22 protein-coding genes, 2 tRNA genes and 1 pseudogene are annotated in these 23,052 nt (G+C 68.0%); 15 read left to right on the forward strand and 10 right to left on the reverse strand.

Annotated features, from left to right (window positions below; translation table 11 throughout):
• Positions 1-88: 88 nt before the first annotated feature.
• The 4 genes and pseudogenes from yidC to rpmH form a co-directional block, all read right to left on the reverse strand.
• Positions 89-1,009 (reverse strand): annotated as a pseudogene (yidC, locus tag ACIBL3_RS02955) (membrane protein insertase YidC); the annotation flags it as partial.
• Between the two features lie 66 nt (positions 1,010-1,075).
• The gene (gene yidD, locus ACIBL3_RS02960; RefSeq protein WP_396351465.1) at positions 1,076-1,387 is read right to left on the reverse strand and encodes a membrane protein insertion efficiency factor YidD; all 312 of its coding nucleotides are present in this window, start codon (positions 1,385-1,387) and stop codon (positions 1,076-1,078) included.
• Positions 1,384-1,731, reverse strand: coding sequence for a ribonuclease P protein component (rnpA, locus tag ACIBL3_RS02965; RefSeq protein WP_396351466.1), 348 nt, complete (start codon positions 1,729-1,731; stop codon positions 1,384-1,386). Before rnpA ends, yidD begins: the two co-directional genes overlap by 4 nt.
• A gap of 26 nt (positions 1,732-1,757) precedes the next feature.
• Positions 1,758-1,895 carry a 50S ribosomal protein L34 gene (gene rpmH / locus ACIBL3_RS02970; RefSeq protein WP_130386492.1) on the reverse strand — a complete coding sequence of 46 codons (138 nt, stop codon included), beginning with the start codon at positions 1,893-1,895 and terminating at the stop codon, positions 1,758-1,760.
• A 1,281-nt stretch (positions 1,896-3,176) separates the two neighbouring features.
• Here rpmH and dnaA point away from each other — a divergent pair.
• The 6 genes from dnaA to ACIBL3_RS03000 all read left to right on the forward strand — a co-directional run bounded on the left by dnaA (position 3,177) and on the right by ACIBL3_RS03000 (position 10,556).
• The gene (gene dnaA, locus ACIBL3_RS02975; RefSeq protein ID WP_396352300.1) at positions 3,177-4,868 is read left to right on the forward strand and encodes a chromosomal replication initiator protein DnaA; all 1,692 of its coding nucleotides are present in this window, start codon (positions 3,177-3,179) and stop codon (positions 4,866-4,868) included.
• Positions 4,869-5,388: 520 nt separating this feature from the next.
• Positions 5,389-6,534, forward strand: a complete 1,146-nt coding sequence (gene dnaN / locus ACIBL3_RS02980) for a DNA polymerase III subunit beta (RefSeq protein WP_396351467.1) — start codon at positions 5,389-5,391, stop codon at positions 6,532-6,534.
• Between the two features lie 27 nt (positions 6,535-6,561).
• Entirely contained in the window at positions 6,562-7,479 is a 918-nt protein-coding gene (gene gnd, locus ACIBL3_RS02985; protein WP_396351468.1) for a phosphogluconate dehydrogenase (NAD(+)-dependent, decarboxylating), read from the forward strand.
• 1 nt (position 7,480) lies between these two features.
• Positions 7,481-8,620 (forward strand): DNA replication/repair protein RecF, encoded by a 1,140-nt coding sequence (gene recF / locus ACIBL3_RS02990; protein ID WP_396351469.1) that lies wholly within the window; start codon positions 7,481-7,483, stop codon positions 8,618-8,620.
• Positions 8,613-9,182, forward strand: coding sequence for a DUF721 domain-containing protein (locus ACIBL3_RS02995; RefSeq protein ID WP_396351470.1), 570 nt, complete (start codon positions 8,613-8,615; stop codon positions 9,180-9,182). Before recF ends, ACIBL3_RS02995 begins: the two co-directional genes overlap by 8 nt.
• Positions 9,183-9,239: 57 nt before the next feature.
• Entirely contained in the window at positions 9,240-10,556 is a 1,317-nt protein-coding gene (locus ACIBL3_RS03000) for a hypothetical protein (RefSeq protein WP_396351471.1), read from the forward strand.
• A 54-nt stretch (positions 10,557-10,610) separates the two neighbouring features.
• On the opposite strand, the gene ACIBL3_RS03005 is transcribed toward ACIBL3_RS03000, so the two are convergent.
• The 3 genes from ACIBL3_RS03005 to ACIBL3_RS03015 are packed head-to-tail and all read right to left on the reverse strand — an operon-like array spanning position 10,611 to position 12,432.
• Positions 10,611-11,195, reverse strand: a complete 585-nt coding sequence (locus tag ACIBL3_RS03005; protein WP_396351472.1) for a hypothetical protein — start codon at positions 11,193-11,195, stop codon at positions 10,611-10,613.
• On the reverse strand, positions 11,192-11,800 hold the full coding sequence (locus ACIBL3_RS03010; RefSeq protein WP_396351473.1) for a hypothetical protein: 609 nt from the start codon (positions 11,798-11,800) through the stop codon (positions 11,192-11,194). Before ACIBL3_RS03010 ends, ACIBL3_RS03005 begins: the two co-directional genes overlap by 4 nt.
• Entirely contained in the window at positions 11,797-12,432 is a 636-nt protein-coding gene (locus ACIBL3_RS03015; RefSeq protein ID WP_396351474.1) for a hypothetical protein, read from the reverse strand. The genes ACIBL3_RS03010 and ACIBL3_RS03015 overlap by 4 nt, the downstream gene beginning before the upstream one ends.
• Before the next feature lie 314 nt (positions 12,433-12,746).
• On the opposite strand from ACIBL3_RS03015, the gene gyrB reads away from it, so the two are divergent.
• The 7 genes from gyrB (at position 12,747) to ACIBL3_RS03050 (ending at position 19,777) form a co-directional block, all read left to right on the forward strand.
• On the forward strand, positions 12,747-14,825 hold the full coding sequence (gene gyrB / locus ACIBL3_RS03020) for a DNA topoisomerase (ATP-hydrolyzing) subunit B (protein ID WP_396351475.1): 2,079 nt from the start codon (positions 12,747-12,749) through the stop codon (positions 14,823-14,825).
• 64 nt (positions 14,826-14,889) lie between these two features.
• Complete coding sequence (gene gyrA / locus ACIBL3_RS03025; RefSeq protein WP_396351476.1) at positions 14,890-17,556, forward strand: DNA gyrase subunit A; 2,667 nt, start codon at positions 14,890-14,892, stop codon at positions 17,554-17,556.
• Entirely contained in the window at positions 17,556-18,548 is a 993-nt protein-coding gene (locus ACIBL3_RS03030) for a DUF3566 domain-containing protein (protein ID WP_396351477.1), read from the forward strand. Before gyrA ends, ACIBL3_RS03030 begins: the two co-directional genes overlap by 1 nt.
• A 106-nt stretch (positions 18,549-18,654) precedes the next feature.
• Positions 18,655-18,731, forward strand: a tRNA-Ile gene (locus ACIBL3_RS03035).
• A gap of 33 nt (positions 18,732-18,764) precedes the next feature.
• Positions 18,765-18,896, forward strand: coding sequence for a DLW-39 family protein (locus tag ACIBL3_RS03040; RefSeq protein ID WP_233712472.1), 132 nt, complete (start codon positions 18,765-18,767; stop codon positions 18,894-18,896).
• A gap of 12 nt (positions 18,897-18,908) precedes the next feature.
• Positions 18,909-18,981, forward strand: a tRNA-Ala gene (locus tag ACIBL3_RS03045).
• A gap of 283 nt (positions 18,982-19,264) precedes the next feature.
• Positions 19,265-19,777 carry a DinB family protein gene (locus ACIBL3_RS03050; protein ID WP_396351478.1) on the forward strand — a complete coding sequence of 171 codons (513 nt, stop codon included), beginning with the start codon at positions 19,265-19,267 and terminating at the stop codon, positions 19,775-19,777.
• Between the two features lie 44 nt (positions 19,778-19,821).
• Here ACIBL3_RS03050 and merB read toward each other — a convergent pair whose 3' ends face one another.
• Complete coding sequence (gene merB / locus ACIBL3_RS03055) at positions 19,822-20,481, reverse strand: organomercurial lyase (protein ID WP_396351479.1); 660 nt, start codon at positions 20,479-20,481, stop codon at positions 19,822-19,824.
• A 100-nt stretch (positions 20,482-20,581) separates the two neighbouring features.
• Here merB and ACIBL3_RS03060 point away from each other — a divergent pair, with 100 nt between their 5' ends.
• Positions 20,582-21,541 (forward strand): Lrp/AsnC family transcriptional regulator, encoded by a 960-nt coding sequence (locus ACIBL3_RS03060; protein ID WP_396351480.1) that lies wholly within the window; start codon positions 20,582-20,584, stop codon positions 21,539-21,541.
• Between the two features lie 10 nt (positions 21,542-21,551).
• Complete coding sequence (locus tag ACIBL3_RS03065) at positions 21,552-22,181, forward strand: class I SAM-dependent methyltransferase (RefSeq protein WP_396351481.1); 630 nt, start codon at positions 21,552-21,554, stop codon at positions 22,179-22,181.
• A gap of 85 nt (positions 22,182-22,266) precedes the next feature.
• On the opposite strand, the gene ACIBL3_RS03070 is transcribed toward ACIBL3_RS03065, so the two are convergent.
• Positions 22,267-22,662 (reverse strand): VOC family protein, encoded by a 396-nt coding sequence (locus tag ACIBL3_RS03070; protein WP_396351482.1) that lies wholly within the window; start codon positions 22,660-22,662, stop codon positions 22,267-22,269.
• A complete protein-coding gene (locus ACIBL3_RS03075) occupies positions 22,659-23,030 on the reverse strand; it encodes a hypothetical protein (RefSeq protein ID WP_396351483.1) in 372 nt (123 codons plus the stop codon). Before ACIBL3_RS03075 ends, ACIBL3_RS03070 begins: the two co-directional genes overlap by 4 nt.
• Positions 23,031-23,052 lie beyond the last annotated feature (22 nt).

The following is a 23,052-nucleotide window of genomic DNA, read 5'->3' on the forward strand; positions in this document are numbered from 1 at the left end:
CGGGCTGGGCGTCCGACGACGCCTGCCCGTTGCTCGCGGACGTTTCGGCACTGGCCGTGTCACCGCCGGACGAGGGCTGCGTGCCTCCGCCCTTGCGGTCGCTGCGCGACTGCCGCTTCGGCTGCTGCCGCTGCGCCGGACGACGGTCCGTGACGGTCTCAGTCGTACCCTCGGCGCCCGCCAGACCCTCCTCGGCCGGGCGGCCGGCGCGCAGGTTGTGCTCGCGCTTCCGGGCCTCCATCGCGTCGTACGCCGGGGTGCCGGGAGCCGGGTTGCGCCGGATCACGTAGAACTGCTGGCCCATCGTCCACAGGTTCGAGACGAACCAGTAGATCAGCACACCGATCGGGAAGTTGAAGCCACCGACCAGGAAGAAGATCGGGAAGACGTACAGCATGATCTTCTGCATCTGCGCGGCCTGGCCCTCGAGGGCCTCCTTCGGCATGTTCTTGCGCATCAGCTGCAGCTGAGTGATGAACATCGTCGTCGTCATCAGGATGATGAGGACCATCGCGACGATCTTGACGTTCGTGGCGCCTGGGCCGCTGGCCCGCAGGAAGGTCTGCGAGATCTCGGCGCCGAAGATGGTGGCGTGTCGCAGCGACTCGATCTGCGGCTCGATGATGCTGCTGTGGGCCTCGCCCTTCGAGGCGCCGTCGAGCACCCGGAACAGCGCCAGGAAGACCGGCGACTGGAGCAGCAGCGGAAGGCACGAGGAGAACGGGTTGGTGCCCGTCTCCTTGTACAGCTTCATCATTTCCTGACCGAGCTTCTCCCGGTCATGGCCGTACTTCTTCTGCAGCTCCTTCATCTTGGGCTGCAGCAGCTGCATGTTCCGGCTGGAGCGGATCTGCCGCACGAACAGCGGGATCAGCAGGGTCCGGATGACGACGGTCAGACCGGCGATCGACAGCGCCCAGGCCCAGCCGCCGTCCGGGTCAAGCACCAGGCTGAGCAGCCAGTGCCATCCGACGAGCAGCGCCGAGACAGCCCAGTACAGCGGCGTCATGATGGCGTTGAACAGGTCTACGATCCCGTCCCACAACGCGAGCTGGGGGATGGCCAGAAGAGTCACTCAAGCACCTCGCTGCACGGGCCCGGCGTCGGCGGACGATCCGGGCTGATTGGCGGAGATCGAGTCTCCGCGCTGGTCGACATCTGTGGGTGGAACGGGGTCGTAGCCTCCGGGGTTCCACGGGTGGCAGCGAATGAGTCGCCTCATCGCCAGCCAGCAACCGCGCACCGCACCGTGGCGTTCGACCGCTTCCAGGGCGTACGCCGAACAACTTGGGTAGAACCTGCACACCTGCCCGTACATCGGGCTGACGAAGGTCCGGTAGAGCTTCAGGAAACCGATGATCCCGTACTTGACGGGGTTGATCTTCATCGTGACCCCAGCAACCGCGCCAAGGCGCCGTCCACGTCCGCGACCAGTTCGTCGTACGACGCCGAGGCGGACGACGGAAGGGCGCGAACGACGGTCAGGCTGCCGGCCGGCAGGTCGGGGAGCCGCGTGGCCAGGACGGCACGCAGGCGGCGGTGGACCCGGTTCCGCAGAACCGCGTTGCCCACCGCCTTGTTCACCACGAATCCGACACGAGCGGGTTCGGCCGCAGCCTCGTCCCGCCGGAACAGATGGACCACCACCGCGCGCCTGCCCGCACGCCGTCCGGACCGGACTGCGCGGCGGAAGTCGTCGGACCGGCGCAACCGGTTCGACGCAGGCAACACGGGGTGGTCACCGTCGAGAAGACCGCTCAGGCCGCGAGGCGCTGACGGCCCTTGCCACGGCGGGCAGCGATGATGGCGCGACCCGCACGGGTACGCATCCGAAGACGGAAGCCGTGCTTCTTGTGCCGGCGACGGTTGTTCGGCTGGAACGTCCGCTTGCTCACTGGAATGACTCCGGTTACTCGAGATCACAATTATCGACAAATCCACTGATAGATCTGCCGCTGGTGCAGTCCTGCACACCACTCAAGAACCTGAATGTGGTCCCGCAGGGAGCGCAGCACGAAACGGCCGGCTCAACACCGACCGATCCACGGTACGTGGCCGCCTGTGGACAGGTCAAACCAGTCATCCCCAGGGTTTTCCACAGGCTTGTGGACAGAATAGTCGGCACACGATCGGTCAGCTGGCCGTCACAGTGGGCTCCAGCACCATGATTACGCTCCGCTGTCCACTCGACACGCCGCAGGTTGCCCCCAATTTTGGGTTCATAGCCTGTGGATGACGGCTTGAAGCAGCGTGGCCCGACTTGTTAGCGTCAGCCCCTCACACCAGAGGTCCCACATCCCGCAACTGGTAACCAACCTGCTCCACCCGTCGTTCACATCTGTGGACAACCGTGTGGACAGTACGGCGGCCGGCCGCGGACAAGAGCGGTCACGCCGAGCCGGAAACGACGCAGCGGCCGCACGATGTCGGGTCTAACGGTCGCGCCGCCCGGGTCACCGGAATGCGCCGGCCACCGCAGCGATGGATTCGGGGAGCAACGCGTGGTCGAGGACCATTCCGCCAGTGCGGAATTCGCAGGGGACGCCGGAGCGGAGTTCAGGCCGGGGATCACCCCCGAGCCGGGTCTGGTGCCGCGGGCTGAACCCGTGGAGGGCCCCACCCCTCCCAGCACCCAGAGCGAGCTCGGCTACCCGTCGACCCCGGTCGGCGACGGCTACCGTCCCGACGGTTACCGCTCGGACCTGGAGCGCGCCGCCACTGATCTTCCTGGCACGACGCCCGCTCTTCCCGGCGCGACGCCCGCGCCCGGTACGCCGTACTTCGGCTCCGCGCCGGCGGTCGGCGACAACCTGAGGTACGCCGACGTACAGAACGACAAGTACTCGGTCGAAGCACCCCGTGCCGAGCGCTTCGGCCAGTACACCGCACCACAGCAGACGCCGGAGTACGGCGCTCAGCCGCAGACGGCTCAGTACGGCGGCGACCCGCAGCAGCACCCGCAGTACGCCGCCGAGCAGTCGGCAGTTCACCACAGCAGTGAGCAGCAGCCGCAGCGTTACGGCAGTGACCTGAATCAACGCGGTGGTCTCGCGCCTCATTACAACAGTGAGCGCGAACCGGCCGGCGTGATGCGGAACGAGGGTGATGGGCGTGCGGACAACAGCAGTGCGGAGACCCGACCGGCCGTACCTGATGTCCCGGGACCGGCTCCGGTGATGAACCTCAACGACGCCTGGACCCGGGTGCTCGCGGGCCTGCCGCCGAACCAGCGCGCGTGGCTGACCAACTCACGGCCGGTCACGCTGCACGAGAGCACCGCCATCGTCGCGGTGCCGGACGACTTCACCCGCGGTCAGCTCGAGACCCGGCTCCGCCCGGACCTCGAGCGCATACTGACCGAGAGCTTCGGCCGGGACATCCGGATCGCGGTCACGGTCGACCCGTCACTGGACCCCGAACTGCGCGAACCACAGTCGCCGCCACAGCCCGCCGTACGCGAGCCGCTGCGGACCGAAGGCTCCTTCCAGCCAAGCATCCAGTCGTCCCTGACCGACCCGGACACCAGCAGCCAGCACCCAGGGCAGCATTCAGGGCACGCCGGTCAGCATCCTGGTCAGCACTCTGGACAGCACTTCGGGCAGCCCGCGCCGCAGCAACGCCCAGAGCCGGCCCAGCGCTACGACCAGCCAACCGCACCGACACCGCAGCACGGTGCACCACATCAAAATGCGCCGCAGCACAGCGCGCCACAGCAAGCCGCGCCACACCTCGGCGCGCCGCAGTTGGGAGCTCCGCAGCAGCAGTTCGGCTCCGTCGCACCGCCGCCAAACGGCTCGGCCCCGACCCAGCCGGCGACCGAGGCGCAGGGCGAAGCCCGGCTGAACCCGAAGTACACGTTCGAGACGTTCGTCATCGGCAGCTCGAACCGGTTCGCGCACGCCGCCGCGGTCGCTGTGGCCGAGGCGCCCGGCAAGGCGTACAACCCTCAGCTGATCTACGGCGACTCCGGGCTGGGCAAGACCCACCTGCTGCACGCGATCGGTCACTACGTCCGCAGCCTCTACACCGGGGCCCGCGTCCGGTACGTGTCCAGCGAAGAGTTCACCAACGACTTCATCAACGCGATCCGCGACGACAAGGCGTCCCAGTTCCAGCGCCGGTACCGCGACGTCGACGTCCTGCTGATCGACGACATCCAGTTCCTCGAGGGCAAGATCCAGACCCAGGAAGAGTTCTTCCACACCTTCAACACGCTCCACAACGCGAACAAGCAGATCGTGATCAGCTCCGACCGCGCGCCGAAGCGCCTGGAAGCGCTGGAGGACCGGCTGCGGAACCGGTTCGAGTGGGGCCTCATCACCGACATCCAGCCGCCGGACCTCGAGACCCGGATCGCGATCCTGCGGAAGAAGGCGGCCACCGAGCGGCTGACCGCGCCGCCGGAGGTGCTGGAGTTCATCGCGTCGAAGGTGCAGACCAACATCCGTGAGCTCGAGGGCGCGCTGATCCGGGTCACCGCGTTCGCCAGCCTGAACCGGCAGCCGGTCGATCTGAGCCTGGCCGAGATCGTGCTGAAGGACCTGATCCCCGAGGGCAGCAAGCCCGAGGTGACGGCCAGCATGATCATGGGCCAGACGGCGTCGTACTTCGGCCTGTCGATCGACGACCTGTGCGGGTCGAGCCGCAGCCGGGTGCTGGTGACCGCACGGCAGATCGCGATGTACCTGTGCCGCGAGCTCACCGACCTGTCGCTGCCGAAGATCGGCCAGCAGTTCGGCGGCCGCGACCACACCACGGTGATGCACGCCGAGCGGAAGATCCGGCAGCTGATGTCGGAGCGGCGCAGCGTCTTCAACCAGGTGACCGAGCTGACCAACCGGATCAAGCACCAGGCCAAGCAGCAATGAGGTCCGTGACCGCGCCCGGGAGCCTGCACGCCGAGTGCTACAGCGCGGTCACACGAACCACACAGGTTGGGGATACACCTGTGGAAAACTGTGGGTATTGCGGTGGACACAGCCGGGTGTGCTGTGGATTCGCTGTGGGGACAGATTTCGTCATCCTCAGGCGTCCTCAGCCCAAGCGAGATTCGTCCACACGGCGTCCCCAGGCCGAAATGCGGTCTGACCTGCGAACTCGTCGCTTTTCCACAGTATCCACCGGTGCTAAGAACCCTATGGAATCTGTAGAGAGTTCCCAGTCCACAAAACGAACGAGCGGCTCGATCTGGGGAAAACCCCGGTCTCGCGCCGGTTGGGCGGACCTGTCAGGCTGTCTTCAGAAGCACCCGAACGCGGTCTTCAGAACGAGCAGGAACGACGCCGACGCGACCCGCCCGAAGCGCCACGTCACGCCCGGTTGGCGCACATCACACTTGTCCGTGGCAGGATCTGCCTGGCACACAGCCGAATCAGGAGGCACCCAGCGGTGAAGTTTCGCGTCGAGCGCGACGTACTGGCCGAGTCGGTGGCCTGGGCCGCGCGCAGTTTGCCCAGTCGTCCCAGCGTCCCGATCCTTGCCGGCCTTCTGGTCGAGGCCGAGGACGGGCAGATCACCCTGTCCGGCTTCGACTACGAGACCTCGGTCCGGGTCACCGTCCCCGCGCAGGTGGCCGACAGCGGCAAGTGCCTGATCTCCGGCCGGCTCGTCGCCGACATCTCGAAGAGTCTTCCGAACCAGCCTGTGGACATCGCCGTGGACGGCGCCAAGGCTCAAGTGACCTGCGGCAGTTCGCGGTTCACCCTCCAAACGCTTCCCACAGAGGAATATCCGGCCCTGCCGGAGCTTCCGGCCGCGAGCGGGACGGTGAAGAGCGACGTCTTCGCCCAGGCGGTCTCCCAGGTGGTGACCGCGGCCGGTCGCGAGGACACGCTTCCGGTGCTGACCGGTGTCCGAGTAGAGATCGAGGGATCCACGATCTCGCTGCTCGCCACCGACCGCTACCGGCTCGCCATCCGTGAGCTCGAGTGGAACCCGCAGTCCCCTGACGCCTCCGCGGCGGCGCTGGTGCCGGCCCGGGTGCTGTCCGAGACCGCGAAGGCGATGACCGGCTCGGACGTGATCGTCTCGCTGGCCGCGCCCGGTACCGGTGACGGCATCGTCGGCTTCGAGGGCGAGGTGTCCGGCGGCAACCGACGCGCCACCACGCGGCTGCTGGACGGTGAGTTCCCGAAGGTCCGCGGCATCATCCCGACCGACTCGGCGATCGCGACCCGGGTCCGGATCGACACCGCGACGCTGGTCGAGGCGGTCAAGCGCGTCGCCCTGGTCGCGGAGCGGAACGCTCCGGTGCGGCTGACCTTCAGCGAGGACAGCGTGACCCTCGACGCCGGCAGCGGCGACGAGGCGCAGGCGTCCGAGTCGATCGAGGCCCGGGTTTCCGGTGACCCGGTTACTGTGGGCTTCAACCCGACGTACCTGCTGGACGGCCTGAACGCGATCGGCACGCCGGTCGCCCACCTGGCGTTCACGCAGGCGACCAAGCCGGCCGAGCTGACCGGTGTGCGGGACTTCGACGGCGAACCGATCAGCGAGTTCCGGTACGTGCTGATGCCGGTCCGCCTCAACAGCTGAAAGCCAACAGAACAAGGGGATTGCACGATGGAGCTCGGCCTTGTCGGTCTCGGCAAGATGGGCGGCAACATGCGCCAGCGGATCCGCAACGCGGGGCACACCGTGGTCGGGTTCGATCACAACCCGGACATCTCCGACGCCAAGGACCTGGCCGAGATGGTCGGCAAGCTCACGGCCGACGGCCAGCCGAAGGTGGTCTGGGTGATGGTCCCGGTGCAGGCCATCGACCCGGTCATCACCGAGCTCGCCGACCTGCTCTCCCCCGGCGACATCGTGATCGACGGCGGCAACAGCCGCTGGACCGATGACACCCGTCGCGCGGCGCAGCTGGCCGAGAAGGACATCAGGTTCGTCGACTGCGGTGTCTCCGGCGGCGTCTGGGGTCTCGAGAACGGCTATGCACTGATGTGCGGCGGCGACAACGACACCGTCGCGACGCTGATGCCGATTTTCGAGGCGCTCAAGCCCGAGGGCGACTTCGGTTTCGTGCACGCCGGCAAGGTCGGCGCCGGCCACTTCAGCAAGATGGTCCACAACGGCATCGAGTACGCGATCATGCAGGCGTACGCCGAGGGCTTCGAGCTGCTCGAGGCCGCGGACATCGTGGACAACGTCCCGGAGACGTTCGAGTCCTGGCGCGAGGGCACCGTGATCCGGTCCTGGCTGCTGGACCTGATGGTGAACGCGCTCAAGGAAGACACCCACCTGGACAAGATCCGTGGGTACGCCGAGGACTCCGGTGAGGGCCGGTGGACGGTCGAGGCCGCGATCGACAACGCCGTACCGGTGCCGGCGATCGCCGCGTCGCTGTTCGCCCGGTTCGCGTCCCGGCAGGAGGACTCGCCGGCGATGAAGGCGATCGCGGCGATGCGCAACCAGTTCGGCGGTCACGCGGTCAAGGGCGCCGAGGACCCGTCGTACGCGACGCCGCCCACGAAGCACTGAGGTGTATGTCACCGCCCTGGGTCTGCTCGACTTCCGGTCCTACCAGCAGGCGGAGGTCCAGCTCGCCCCGGGCGTGACGGCCTTCGTCGGGCCGAACGGCCACGGCAAGACCAACCTGGTCGAGGCGATCCACTACACCGCGACCCTCGGCTCGCACCGCGTCGCGAACGACGCCCCGCTGGTGCGAGCCGGCGCCAGCAGAGCGATCGTGCGCACCGAGATCCGCAGCCAGTACGACCGGGACGTGATCGTCGAGCTGGAAATCAATCCTGGGAAGGCAAACCGGGCCCGGGTGAACCGGTCGCCGGTGCCGCGGCCGCGGGAAGTGCTCGGGCTGCTCCGTACGGTGCTGTTCGCGCCCGAGGACCTGGCGCTGGTGAAGGGCGACCCGTCCGAACGCCGCCGGTTCCTGGACGAGTTGCTGACCCTGCGGGCACCGCGGATGGCCGGCGTACGGCAGGACTACGACCGGGTGCTGAAGCAGCGGAACTCGTTGCTCCGCAGCGCGTCGATGGCGCGTCGGCAGAACCGGTCGAGTGCCGCGGAGGGGCAACTGCGCACGCTCGAGGTGTGGGACTCCCACCTCGCCCGCGCCGGCTCCGAGCTGCTCGCGACCAGGCTCGAGCTGCTGGAATCGCTGCGCCCGTTGGTGTCCAGCTCGTATGACGCTGTTGCCCGAGGCAAGGGTGATGCGCGGCTGGAGTACAAGTCGTCGGTCGTCCTCGAGCCCGGTGTCGTGTCCCGGGAGGAGCTGGCCCAGGTGCTGCTCGACGCGGTGCACGAGAAGCGGCAGGACGAGCTCGACCGTGGGGTGTCGCTGGTCGGTCCGCACCGCGACGACGTCGTACTCGGGCTTGGGGACTTGCCTGCGAAGGGGTACGCGAGTCACGGTGAGTCTTGGTCGTTCGCGCTCGCGCTGCGGCTGGCGTCGTACGAACTGCTCAGAGCGGATGGGGGTGAGCCGGTGCTGATCCTTGACGACGTGTTCGCGGAGCTGGACACGCAGCGCCGCGACCGGCTGGCCGAGCTGGTCGCGCCGGCCGAGCAGGTGCTGGTGACGGCGGCGGTGGGCGCTGACGTGCCCGCTCAGCTCAGCGGTGCGCGGTTCGACGTGGGCGACGGAGCTGTCAGCCGTGCCTGAACCCCGGAATTCCTCTGAGAGCGGCTTCGAGAGCGAAGCGGCTCCGGAGCCGCCGGGTGAAACCGAGCACGACAAGCAGGGGCTGGACCTGGCGAAGTCACTCGCCGGCCGGCTGAAGGGCATGAGCCCGGTCAAGCCGGTCAAGCGCACCCGCCGGCGGCCGCGGATCGACGGCGCCCAGGTCAGCAGTGCGCGGCCGGACGACCGGGATCCGCAGAAGCTGACGAACACCCTCGGCCGGCTGATGCGGGACCAGGGGTGGGAGGTGGATGTCGCCGTACACGGCGTGATGGCGCGCTGGCCGGCGATCGTCGGGCCGGAGATGGCCGAGCACTGCAAGCCGGAGAGCTACCAGGACACCGAGCTCACCGTCCGGACCGACTCCACCGCCTGGGCCACCCAGCTGAAGATGCTCGCACCGGACTTGGTGCGTCGCCTGAACGCCGAGCTCGGCGAAGGAACCGTCACTCGAGTCAACGTCCAGGGACCACACGCCCCGTCCTGGCGCAAGGGCCCGCGGACGATCCGCGGCGGCCGCGGTCCCCGCGACACCTACGGCTGACCGTCCCTCGAGCGCAGATTGCCGAAGCGACCCGACGCTCCCCTAGGATCAGGCGCGATGCGCACGATCGTCGACGGCTTCATCGAGATGGTCCGCCTGATCGGAGACACCTTCCGGTTGTGGTGGCGGAACCTGCTGCCCATGACGACCTGGTTCTTCGCCGGGTACGTCGGGTTCAAGGTCTGCATGGAGTGCGCGATCTGGCTCGCCGAGCACTCGCACTCGAGTATCGGCGTCGGAGTGTTCTCGGCCGGCGTACTGATCCAGATCGCGGCGTACGTCGGCATGATCCGGGCCTGCGCGAACTCGCTGTACCGCTGGCGGGACGCGGCCAGCAACAAGGCCGAGGAGACGTCGGACCCGACCCAGCAGGGCCTGATGGAGCTGCTGGCCGTGACGCTGCTGCCGCTGGTGGCGGTGTGGTCGGCCTGGGGCTTCCTGGAGAACCAGGTCTCCCAGCTCAACGTGAGCAACATGGTCGAGCGCGGCATGCAGCCCGGCTCCGGATTCTTCGACCTGGGCAACGGGGCCTGGCACAAGTACCTGCCGGCGATCGTCATCCTGCTGGTGCTGCGCCGGGTGATCCAGGCGGTCGACGACCGCTGGCCGAGCCGGCCGGCCAAGTTCGTCCAGGTCTGGGCCGAGGCGTTCTTCCTGCTGATCACCGTCGTCGTCACGCCGTTCGCGATCGCCGACGGCAAGAACTGGTTCGAGCGGCGCTCGTTCTGGTACTGGTCGGTCGACTGGTGGGACGGGCTGAAGGACTTCTTCGCCGACATCAACATCCCGGTCCCGGCCGGTCTCGAGTTCCTCTGGGGCTTCTTCTGGGAGAGCCTCTGGCCGCTGTTCAAGCTGGGCGTCGCCGAGCCGCTGACCTGGCTGGCGATCACCACGGTGGTGTTCGGCCACCGGGTGCTGTCCAGCGGTGGCGTCTTCCGCGGGACCCGCATCGAGCAGCGGTTCGGCAGCCAGCTCGAGCAGGAGGCCCCGAAACAGAACCGGGTGGTCGCGCTCACCAGCAAGGCGCCGAACCTGGTGCTCGGCGGTCTGCGGGAGAAGTTCTACCCGACGCTGAACGCGTTCCGGCTGCTGGTGCGGGTCGGGCCGGTGTTCCTGGGCGTGGTCTGCATGGTCTACACGTTCTGGGTGCTCGGTGACGAGTGGGCGTTCGTGGCGATCCAGCGGGCGCTTGGCGTGCACGGCGAACGCTGGGGCCTGATGAACGCCGAGCTCGCCTCGATGATCGACAACGCGATCTTCGAGACGCTGCGGATCGCGTTGCTCGCGGCCGCCTTCGACCTGTGCATCTCCGTCAGCAGCGAGCGCCGCGCCGAGGCCGCCGAGGCCGAGAAGTCGGCCCAGCCTTCCGCCTGACTTACCCGGGTACGGCGGGAGCCCTTCGCGGCCGGCCGCCGTACGACGGGAAGGTCAGGGGGCGATGAGGACCCGGCGGAAGCCGTCCCGGTCCTGCATGCTCACACCGATGACGTGTGACGCGGCATCGGCCGGGATGACGTAGATCATCGCCACCTGGCGGGGCTTGTCGATCTCGAACTTCTCGTCCTTGCCGTCGTCGTCACTGTCGTCGGCGTAGCAGTTGGTCGGCAGCTCCCAGTCGGAGGTGTTCGGCCCGGGCTGCCAGACGTTGCCGCGGTCGTCCCAGAGGTCCGCGCCGCAGGTGAAGCCGCCGTCCTTGAGGTAGACGCCCTGCCGCGGGGTCGCGGTCAGCTTGGCGATCATCAAGATGGTGCCGGCGGTGCCGCCCATCCCGATCTCCTCGCCCTTCTTGTCGACGATCCGGGTGTAGGGCTGCAGCGAGTCCAGCTTCCACTCGACGTGGCCGATCGTGACCGGCCCGCCGCTGGTGGCCATCTCGTTGATGTTGCCCTCGTTGTAGATCCGCTCGTCGTCGTCGAGGTAGACCCGGGTCAGCATGTACGCGCTGGTGGACATCAGCGCCAGCAGCAGCGAGATCTGGGCGGCCAGCCGGGCCGCGCGGTTCAGGCCCCTCATGACGACGCCACCCGGGTCACCGGGTCCTGCAGCACGTACTGCGCCTCGGCGCCGTCGACGAGTTGCTGGGCGACTTCTTCACTCGGGATGCCGAGGTCGACCTCGACGTACGAGTTCAGCACGGTGAAGAACATGCTCGGCCGGATCTGCAGCTTGAGCCCCTTGAGGTCGGTCGGGTTCACCTCGAAGACGATCGCGCCGGTCTTGGCGAAACCCGCTTCGGGGAAGTCGATCCCGGAGTCGGTCAGTCCGCCGATCGGCTCGTAGTTCGTGCCGCCGTCGGCGATCAGGCGGGCGCCGGTGTTGGCCGGCTTCTGCACGCCGCGCACGGTGTCCCACTCGAGGGCCACGTAGACGCCGTTGGTCTCGAACGGCTTGTCGTCGTCGCTGCCGTCCTCCTCGACCAGGGTCTTGGCGAACTTCATCCGGGTGACGGTCACGGTGGAGTCCGAACCGGCGTACTTCAGCGGCTCGCCGATCGTGCCGCGGACGGCGATCAGGTTCTGGTCCTCGAACACCTGCTCCGGGGCGGCCAGCCGGGTGACGCCACCGAGCAGGACGAACAGGATGCCGACGAGCACGGTGGCCGGCCGATAGAGCTTCACTTGTCGCCCTCCGTGACGTCGACGGTCTCGGGCTTCAGCTGGACGACAGCGTCCGGCCGCTCGTTCTGCCAGTACGGATCGTCGTTGGCGCCGAACAGGCTGTCGTCGGACTCGTACCGTTCACCCTGGACCCCGATCTCGACCAGGTCCGAGGTGAAGTCGGGCGCCACCTTGAAGGTGGTGTAGCAGCTCTCCGGCGGCAGTCCGTAGACGATCACCCAGTTCAGCTCGCCGCGGCAGTCCGCGCCGTTGGAGTCGACGTACTCCGCGCCGCCGCCCGGGACGAAGACCAGCAGCTTGCCCGGCAGGCTGTCGCTGGTCATCTCCTCCTCGTCGATGTTCTTCAGGTCGAAGTAGACCCGGAGCTCGGTCTCGGGGTCGCTGTACTCCCCCGCCTTCTTGACCCGGATCTCGGCCTTGGTGAAGTTGTACTCCCACTTGCCGGCCTCGACGGTCACCGGTGCGGACAGCGTCGGCACCGTGCGGCCCTTCCGCTCCTTCCAGCCGCCGGTGGCCAGGACCACCAGGGCGAGGACGACGACGAGGGCGATCGCGATCAGCCATTTGCGCCGGTGCCGGTGAATCACCCGGTCGGCGATCATGGCGTCGATGACGTCGTCGAGACTTTCCACGGCAGCGATCCTAAAGGTCCGTGGGTCCGCGACGGCCACTCGTCGGGCCGTAGGCTGAGCGGTCTGGACCGGTCCACTCCGGCTCGACCCGGAGACCGCCGGATCCGGACCGGTCCGAGGCCGCTGAGCGCCCGTGAGCGCTTTTGAGCCCCCTACCCGCGAGAGGGGACATGGCGAGGAGGGCGAAAAGACGCCCTGTCCACAGTTTCGGCCTCCTGATGGCAGGTTCTGCTTCCGTCGACAGGTAGAATGGACGGTGTAGGGCGAGCCGCACCTCTGACAACACTGTGGGGGGCGGCTTCCACTGTGCCGCGATGCCTCGCAGACGCGAGGTCCGAGGAGGACAACCACCGGTGACCGACGAGCCGACCGAGATCGACGCCAACCAGTCCGCCGACCCCATCGGCACCGTCGTACCCGACAGTGAGATCCCCTCCAACGTCGTGGAGCGGGAGTACGACGCCAGCGCGATCCAGGTCCTCGAGGGCCTCGACGCGGTCCGGAAGCGGCCGGGGATGTACATCGGTTCGACCGGTGAGCGCGGACTGCACCACCTGGTCACCGAGGTGGTCGACAACGCGGTGGACGAGGCGATGGCAGGCGTCTGCGACAGGATCGTCGTCACCCTGCTCGCCGACGGCGGCATCCGGGTCGTGGACAACGGCCGCGGCATCCCGGTCGGCATCGTCGAGTCCGAGGGCAAGCCGGCCGTCACCGTCGTGCTGACCGTGCTGCACGCCGGCGGCAAGTTCGGCGGCGGCGGTTACAAGGTCTCCGGCGGTCTGCACGGCGTCGGCGTGTCCGTGGTGAACGCGCTGTCCACCCGGCTCCGGGTCGACGTCGAGCAGAACGGCATGGAGTACACCCAGTCCTTCACCATGGGCGTGCCGGACGAGGAGCTGGCCGAAGTCGGCCCGTCCGACGCGCACGGTACGACGATCACCTTCTGGGCGAACCCGGACATCTTCGAGACCACGACGTACTCCTACGAGACGCTGTCCACCCGGTTCCGCGAGATGGCCTTCCTGAACAAGGGCCTGGAGATCGTGATCCGGGACGAGCGGCCGGACCACACCGAGGACGGTAACCCGGTCGAGCAGTCGTTCAAGTACGACAACGGCCTGGTCGACTACGTGAAGTACCTGACCGGCATCCGGGAGACCGTGCACCGCGACGTGATCTCGTTCGAGGCCGCGTCGAACGGCGAGAACAGCATGAGCCTCGAGGTCGCGCTGCAGTGGAGCGGCTCGTTCCAGGAGTCCGTGCACACCTTCGCGAACGCGATCAACACCCACGAGGGCGGCACCCACGAGGAAGGCTTCCGGGCCGCGCTCACCTCACTGGTCAACTCGTTCGGCGAGGACCAGGGCATGATCAAGAAGAAGGAGGACCGGCTCACCGGTGACGACATCCGGGAAGGCCTGACCGCGATCATCTCGGTCAAGCTGGGTGAGCCGCAGTTCGAGGGCCAGACCAAGACCAAGCTCGGCAACACCGAGGTCAAGGGTTTCGTCCAGCGGGTCGTGAACGACAAGCTCGGCGCCTGGTTCGAGCAGAACCCGGCCGAGGGCCGCGAGATCATCCGGAAGGCGACCGCCGCGGCGAGCGCCCGGATCGCGGCCCGGAAGGCGCGCGACCTGGCCCGCAACCGCAAGGGCCTGCTGGGTGGCGGCGGGCTGCCGGGCAAGCTGTCCGACTGCCAGTCGACCAACCCGGAGGAGTGCGAGGTTTACATCGTCGAGGGTGACTCGGCCGGTGGCTCCGCCAAGGGCGGCCGGGACCCGAAGTTCCAGGCCATCCTGCCGATCCGGGGCAAGATCCTGAACGTCGAGAAGGCCCGGATCGACAAGGTCCTGCAGAACAACGAGGTGCAGGCGATCATCTCCGCGCTCGGCACCGGGATCCACGAGGACTTCGACGAGGAGAAGCTCCGGTACCACAAGATCGTGCTGATGGCCGACGCCGACGTCGACGGCCAGCACATCCGGACCCTGCTGCTGACCCTGCTGTTCCGGTTCATGCGGCCGCTGATCGAGCGCGGTCACGTGTACGCGGCCCAGCCGCCGCTGTACAAGATCCGCTGGAGCAACTCGGCGCACGAGCTCGCCTACACCGACCGGGAGCGCGACGGGCTGCTCGAGGCCGGCGCCGAGGCGGGCAGGAAGCTGCCCAAGGAGAACCCGATCCAGCGATACAAGGGTCTGGGCGAGATGAACGCGAACGAGCTGTGGGAGACCACGATGGACCCGGCCAACCGGGTGCTGCTGCAGATCACGCTGGACGACGCGGTGCGTGCCGACGAGACGTTCCAGACGCTGATGGGCGACGACATCGAGGCGCGGCGCAGCTTCATCCAGCGCAACGCCAAGGACGTTCGCTTTCTCGATATCTAGCGCAGCCTCGACCTCTGATTCCGCTCGCCGCTGACCGACGTACCTGATCTGAACGGGATTTTCCATGACCGAGACCCCCACCTCGCCGGGCCACGACCGGGTCGAGCCCCTCGACCTGCAGACCGAGATGCAGCAGTCGTACCTCGACTACGCGATGGCGGTCATCGTCGGCCGCGCGCTGCCCGAGGTCCGCGACGGCCTCAAGCCGGTGCACCGCCGCATCCTCTACGCGATGTACGACGGCGGCTACCGGCCGGACCGTGGTTTCTCGAAGTGCTCCCGCGTCGTCGGTGACGTCATGGGTCAGTACCACCCGCACGGCGACTCGGCGATCTACGACACCCTGGTCCGGCTCGCCCAGCCGTGGGTGATGCGGGCGCCACTGATCCAGGGCCAGGGCAACTTCGGCTCACCGGGTAACGACCCGGCCGCCGCGATGCGGTACACCGAGTGCCGGATGGCGCCGCTGGCGATGGAGATGGTCCGCGACATCGACCAGGACACGGTCGACTTCCGGCCCAACTACGACGGCAAGTCGCAGGAGCCGGTGATCCTGCCGAGCCGCTTCCCGAACCTGCTGGTCAACGGCTCGTCCGGGATCGCGGTCGGGATGGCGACCCAGATCCCGCCGCACAACCTGAGGGAGGTCGCCGCCGCCGTCGAGTGGTCGCTGGCGCACCCGGACGCGACCCAGGAGGAGCTGCTCGAGGCCTGCCTGCAGAACATCAAGGGCCCGGACTTCCCGAACGGCGCCCTGATCGTCGGCTACAAGGGCATCGACGACGCGTACCGCACCGGCCGTGGCTCGGTGACCATGCGCGCGGTCGTCGACATCGAGGAGGACGCGAAGGGCCGCACCAGCCTGGTCGTCACCCAGCTGCCGTACATGGTCAACCCGGACAACCTGGCGCAGAAGATCGCCGAGCTGGTGAACACCGGCAAGATCAACGGCATCGCCGACATCCGCGACGACAGCTCGTCCCGGACCGGGCAGCGGCTCGTGATCGTGCTGAAGCGGGACGCTCAGCCCCGCGTCGTACTGAACAACCTCTACAAGCACACCCAGCTGCAGGACACCTTCGGGTGCAACATGCTCGCGCTGGTGGACGGCGTACCGCGCACGCTGAGCCTGGACCTGTTCATCAGCCACTGGATCGACCACCAGATCGAGGTCATCCAGCGGCGGACCCGGTTCCGGCTGCGCGAGGCGGAGAAGAACGCGCACATCTACCGCGGCTACGTGAAGGCGCTGGACGCCCTCGACGAGGTGATCGCGCTGATCCGGCGCAGCCCGGACGTGGACGAGGCGCGCAGCGGCCTGATCCAGCTGCTCGACATCGACGAAATCCAGGCGCAGGCGATCCTGGACATGCAGCTGCGCCGGCTGGCCGCCCTGGAACGGCAGAAGATCATCGAGCGGTTGCAGGAGCTCGAGGCGATCATCGCCGACCTCGAGGACATCCTGGCCAGCCCGGAGCGGCAGCGGACCATCGTCCGCGACGAGCTCGCCGAGATCGTGGACAAGTACGGCGACGAGCGCCGTACCGAGATCATCGCGGCCGACGGCGACCTCTCCGTGCAGGACCTGGTGCCGGACGAGGACGTGGTCGTCACGATCACCCGCGGCGGGTACGCGAAGCGGACCAAGACCGACCAGTACCGGGTGCAGCACCGCGGCGGCAAGGGGGTCCGCGGCGCCCAGTTGCGGGCCGAGGACGAGATCAGCCACTTCTTCGCCACCACGAACCACCACTGGATGCTGTTCTTCACGACCAAGGGCCGGGTCTACCGGGCCAAGGTGTGGCAGCTGCCCGAGTCCGCCCGGGACGCGAAGGGCTCGCACGTGGCCGGCCTGCTCTCCTTCCAGCCGGACGAAGAGATCGCGCAGGTGCTGACGCTGCGTGACTACGAGCAGTCCGACTACCTGGTGCTGGCGACCAAGCGGGGCCTGGTCAAGAAGACGGCGCTGACCGACTACGACTCGGCGCGGCAGAGCGGCATCATCGCGGTGAACTTCCGCGAGGAGGACGACGAGCTGATCGGCGCCGACCTGGCCACCGCCGAGGACGATCTGCTGCTGGTCTCCCGCAAGGGGCAGTCGATCCGGTTCACCGCGAACGACGAGCAGCTCCGCCCGATGGGCCGGGCCACCTCCGGCGTGACCGGCATGAAGTTCCGTCCCGGCGACGAACTGCTGTCGATGTCGGTGATCCGGGCCGGCTCCGAGGAGGACGCGCAGTACGTCTTCACCGTGACCGACGCCGGGTACGCCAAGCGCAGCCGCGTGTCGGAGTACCGGCAGCAGGGTCGCGGCGGTCTGGGCATCAAGGCGGTCAAGCTGAACGACGAGCGCGGGTCGCTGGTCGGCGCGATCATCGTGGTCGACGAGGACCAGGTGCTGGCGATCAAGGCCAGCGGTCAGGTCGTCCGCAGCCGGGTCGACAGTGTGCCGGTCAAGGGCCGCGACACCATGGGCGTCCGGTTCGCCGGGGTCGGCGAGTCCGACGCGGTCGTCGCGATCGCCCGGAACACCGATCTCAGCCTGAACGGCAACGGCGACGAATCCGAGGCCGCCGAAGCGGGTACATCCTCCGAAGAAGGTGCCCAGGATGTGGACGGATCGACAACCGAATCCACCCCTGAGAGCGTCCAGAATGATGACCAGCGTTCGACGGACGTCGACGGCGCGGCTACCGTCGAAGACGACGAAGCCGGCCAGGAGGGTAACTGATGACCAACCGCGCGAGGCCGACGTGGCCCGACGGCGCGGCGGACAGCTCCAAGACCCAGCGGCCATCGCAGGGCGGGAAGCAGTCCACCGCACCGGCCAACCCGGCCTCTAACGGTCGTTCCACTGCCGCGAGCGGCAACGGCCAGCCCAGATCAGCCGACTACCGGCCGTCCGGCGGTGCCCAGCCGCGACCGGGTCAGTCCGGTGCGTCACCGTCCGGCCCGACCGGCCAGCCTGGCGCTGGTCAGCCTGGCGCCGGTCAGTCACAGTCCGGTCGGCCCGGTACGACGCAGTCCGGACCGGTGCGGCCGCCACAGCAGCCGCCGGTTCGTCCTACGTCCCGTCCGGCCAACCCTGGCCCGAGTACGCCGGGGCGCCCTGAGCCCTGGTCCGCTCCGGGTGCGGGTGCTCCCGGCGCTGGTGCGCCGGCGGCTGGTGCTTCGTCGTACGGGGTGACCGCGAAGGACGGCGCAAAGCCAGGCGGTCTCGGCGACCGGGTCAGCGCGGCTCGGCAGGCAGTGCTGGACAAGGCCGCGGCGGTCAAGGACGCGAAGCCGGAGAAAGCGGAGCACAGGGCTGCCGTGAAGACCCAGAAAGTGCCGAAGACGTCGAGCCGGCCGCAGACCCGCAAGGCGCGGCTGCGGATGTCCCGCATCGATCCGTGGTCGGTGATGAAGACGTCGTTCCTGCTGGCGATCGCGTTCGGCATCGTCACCTGGGTCGCGGTCTTCATCGTCTGGTCCGCGATCGGCGCGGCCGGTGTGTTCGACAACATCAACAACACCGTCACCGAGGTGCTGGGGACGCCGGCGGCCGAGCCGTTCCGGATCGAGAACTACATCAACACCGGCAAGGTGATGGGATTCACCACGCTGCTCGCCTGCGCGGACGTGCTCATCATCACCGCCCTGGCGACGCTCGGATCCTTCCTCTACAACATCGCCGCCACGCTGCTGGGCGGCCTCGAAGTCACGCTGGCATCGGAGGACTGACAGGCATTCGTGGTCTCCGGCCGGGCCCGTCCGCGGCCTGGCCGGAACCGGTTTGGGAGTAGGGCACTTGGTGCGGTAATCTCTCCCGGGTTCGACCCCGCAACGCGGGCCTATAGCTCAGACGGTTAGAGCGCTGCCCTGATAAGGCAGAGGTCACTGGTTCAAGTCCAGTTAGGCCCACCATCACGATCGTGAACCCCGATCCGAGGAGTCCCGGTGCTGAAGAAGATCCTGCTGGTGCTGGTGGCCAGCATCGGTGGATACTTCGCCTACAAGAAGACCCAGCAGTCCCGCGCGGAAAAGGACCTCTGGGCCGAGGCCGTCGACCCGGTCACCCCGGGCCGCTGACCAAACCCCCACGGGGGCGTAGCTCAACTGGCAGAGCACTGCCTTTGCAAGGCAGGGGTTAGGGGTTCAAGTCCCCTCGTCTCCACAAGTTTCTTTCCCCCGCGGCACACGCCCGGCTCCTCCGTCGCCGCGCTCCGCGCCGCTCCCACCCACCCGCAGCTCGGCGCGCTGCTGCGCGCATCTGCGTGCTCCTGCGTCGCCCGCCATCGACTGCACCGTGGTCCCGCGAGCTCGCAGGGTGCGAGTCCCAGGTGGATCGGTGCAGCTATCTGCTGTGCAGCAACTGCCGTGGACTGTGGTCGAGCACCGTGGTTGCCGGGGAGTTCGTAGTCGTCTGGCCTGTCGTGTGGCGATCGTATTGTCGGCGCATGGTGTTCACTTCGCCCGTGGAGCGGGTCGTGCCGGATCGTTTGGGTGACGAGCGTGAGTCGCTGACACAGCAGCTCGACTTCCACCGCGCCACCCTGCTTCGCAAGCTGGAAGGGCTCGATGGAGAGCAGTTGCGCCGGCCGATGACGGCGTCCGGGCTCAGCCTGCTGGGGTTGGTGAAACACCTGGCCGAGACAGAGCATGGCTGGTTCCTCAGGATCTACGGAGGGTCGCTCGAGCCAGATCTGTTCTCGACGGGCAATGACCCAGATGCGGACTTTCGCGTCGGTCCAGATGAGACGGCCGACGCCCTCGTCGGGCAATACCTACTGACCTGCGAGCGGGCCCGGGCGGTCGTGGCCGCCGGGGGGCTCGACGACGTGGTCACGACGCCGTCGGGAGCGGAGGCCAACTTGCGGGCGATCCTGGTCCACATGATCCAGGAAACCGCGCGGCACAACGGTCACGCCGACATCATCCGAGAGGCGATCGACGGCGCGACAGGCCATTGAAGCTCGTCTCCAACGAGGTTCAACCGGTCGACCCCATGCTCAGCTCACAGCCCCCAGAAGGGGCCGGACAGACCGGTGGTGCGTAGGTAGTCGGCGGATTGGGTTGGGTCTCGGCGGGTGTAGCCGTGGTCTAGGCGGCCGGTGTACCAGTCGGAGGCGAGGCGCCACAGGGTGGGCAGGTCCATCGCGTAGCCGCGGTCGTTCGCGGTCTCCCGTAGCCAGTCGGCGAGGCAGTTCTCGTTGCAGAAGATGCGCTGGTGGGCGCAGGTCTTGACGACGTCGTTCCACATGTGGGCTGCGGGGATCAGGAAATGGGCGATCTGGTCGCCCGGGGGTGGTGCGTCACGGGTGACGTTCCACGCGTGCGGGGTGGAGCACGCTGGGCACCTGGTCGCGACGAGCACTTCTGACTCCCAGGTGAGCAAGTGGGGCATGGCGAAGGAGTCCCACGCGCACCCGCCCCACCACAGGGTGGAGCTTCCCATCACCGAGAACCCCAGCGGGACAGCGGAGAACGGGTGGGCCATGACGATGCTTCCGGCGTCGTCGAGGACGAGATGGCGGCCGGTTGCCAGCTCCCGCAACGCACGGCGGATCGCTTCGGCCGGTACCTCGAACCGGTCGGCGAGCTCGGCCGCGGTGGGCGGTCGGCCCTCCCGGGCGAAGGTCGCGTAGACGGCGACCCGGACGTCTTCGAGTTCCACAACGGGACCATAGCGCCGGGGCTCTCATCAGCGGCAAGAGATCTCGGTTGTACACACCTGTGGACAATTATGGGGATATCTAGCGCGATAGAGTCAGATCGTGGCCCAATCCGTCACCCTGGACGAGATCGATCGCGGGCTGGTGCACTCGCTGCGGATCGATGGGCGGGTGCCGTTCAGTGCTGTGGCCGAGGTGCTCGGGGTTTCGGAGCACACGGTCGCCCGTCGATACCGGCGGTTGCGGGCGGGCGGCGTACTGCGGGTTGTCGGAATCGCCGACGGAGTCCGGCTCGGGTATCGCTGGTGGACGGTCCGCATCCGCTGTACGCCGGACGTCGCCGAGTCGATCGCGGACGCCCTGGCCCGGCGGGCGGACACGTTGTGGGTACAGGTGCTGTCCGGCGGGACCGAGATCAGTTGCGACTGTCAGCCGGCGCGTGACGACCAGGTGCTGTTTGAGGAACTGCAGTGGAGTCGCGGCGTACTCGGGGTGAGTGCTCACGAACTGCTGCCCGAGGGCCGGCTGCCGCGATGGGGTGCGATCGACGTTCTGGACGCGCATCGGGAGGCGCGCCTCCGCCGGCGACCGGATCCGGAGTTGCTGGACGCCGAGGTGGTCCTCGCGGATCGGGATCAGCGGATGCTCGAGGTCCTCAGCGTCGACGGCCGGGCGCCGTACGCCGAACTCGTCCGAGCAACCGGTTGGTCTCAGTCGACCGTCGCCCGCCGGCTGGACCACCTCCGCCGTACTGGCGTGTTGAGGTTCGACGTAGAGGTCCCGCCGGCAGCGCTCGGGTACCGGGCTGAGGCACGGCTGTGGATAACTGCTCAGCCAGCCGCGTCGGTGGCCGATGAGCTGGCGGCACATCCGGAGATTTCGTTCGTCGCGGTCACCACCGGGCCGACCAACGTCGTCGCGCACGCGATCTGCCGTGACTCGACGCACCTCTACCGCTACCTCACCGAGCACGTGTCCGCGCTGCCCGGAGTCCACACCGTCGAGACGGCCCCGGTCCTTCGTGCCGTAAAGGGCTTTCACAGGACCGGCATCGAGAGGTAAGACTTTACGTATGTGGGATCCGGTGCCTGCCTTCGCTCGGGACGACGGGACGGCCGCCTACTACGAGCGCCGGGCCGGTGAGTACGACGAGTGGTACCTCGGGCTCGGTCAGTTCGCGGAGCGGAACCCGCCGGGCTGGGCCGACGACGTCGATCGGCTGGTCGAGGTGATCCGCGGGTTGCCGGCCGCCAGGACGCTGGATGTTGCCTGTGGCACCGGGTTCCTGACGCAGCACCTGCGCGGGATGACCGTCGCGCTCGACCGGAGTCGTTCGATGCTCGAGGTCGCGCGGCCGCGGGTGCCGCGGGGTGTCGTGGGTGATGCGTTGCGGTTGCCGGTGGCCGACCAGGCGTTCGACCGGGTGCTGACCGGGCACTTCTACGGGCATCTGCCGCCGGATGAGCGGACGGCGTTTCTGGCCGAGGTACGGCGGGTGGCCGCCGAGTTGGTCGTGGTCGACACGGCGATCCGCCCGGGGGTCGGGCCCGAGCAGTGGATGGACCGGACGCTGAACGACGGCTCCCGGCACCGCATCTACAAGCGATACCTGACCGGCGAGCAGCTGGCCGGGGAGATCGGTGGCGAGATCCTGTTCGAGGGCCGCAGCTTCGTCGCCGCCCGCGTCACCTGGTCAGCCTGACCAGCTCGCCCCGCTAGCGGGTTGTGCCACCGCTGGCCGGTTGCAACACGCCAGCGGCGCAACCAGCCGCCAGTGAGCGCCGCGGTCAGTTGAGGCAGAGGCAGAACGGGTGGCCGTCGGGGTCGAGCATGACGCGGTGTTCGTCGGGGCGTGGTTGGACGGGGGCGAGAGTGGCGCCGCAGTCGAGAGCCCAGGCGACCGCTGCTTCGAGGTCGTCGACGCCGAGGTCGAGGTGCATGGTCGACGTCTGCTCGCCTTCGACAGCCGGCCAGTGCGGTCGGCGGTAGTTGACCTCGTAGTCGAAGTTCAGCGCCGGCTCCGCGACTCCATCGGGCGGGCAGACCAGCGCATACCCGGCTTCCGGCGGCTCCCCCGTCCGCGGTCCTTCCTCCCGGATGTACGGCCACTTCAGCAGCCGCGAGTAGAAGCGGGCCAGCTCGCGTGGCCGACTCGACATGATCGTGAGCGCTCCGAGTTTCATAGGCAGAAGGGGTGGCCGGACGGGTCTGCGTAGCACTGGGACGTGGACTTGTTGGGTGGCATGTGGATCGCCCCGAGGTCCTCAGCACGCCTGATCGCGGGCTGGGCGCCGTCGGGGAAGCTGTAGCAGTCGAACACCACTCGCTCCACCAGAGGTGCCTCGACCGCGCCGGCGTACACACAGAACGGATGCCCGACGGGATCGGCGTGTGTCCGGAAGGAGCCTTGGTCCTTGAGCAGCGTCGCGCCCCGGCTCAGCACGAAGGCGCCGGTCGTCCGGCTCGCGATGTAGTCGGCGTCCGGCATCTGATCCTCAGGACATCCGACATAGACCGTCATCGCGTCGCTGTCACGAAGAAGATGGGTCATCACAGACCTCCCCAGTCGGCCC

The sequence above is a fragment of the Kribbella sp. NPDC050124 genome (assembly GCF_044460355.1).
Lineage (GTDB): Bacteria > Actinomycetota > Actinomycetes > Propionibacteriales > Kribbellaceae > Kribbella.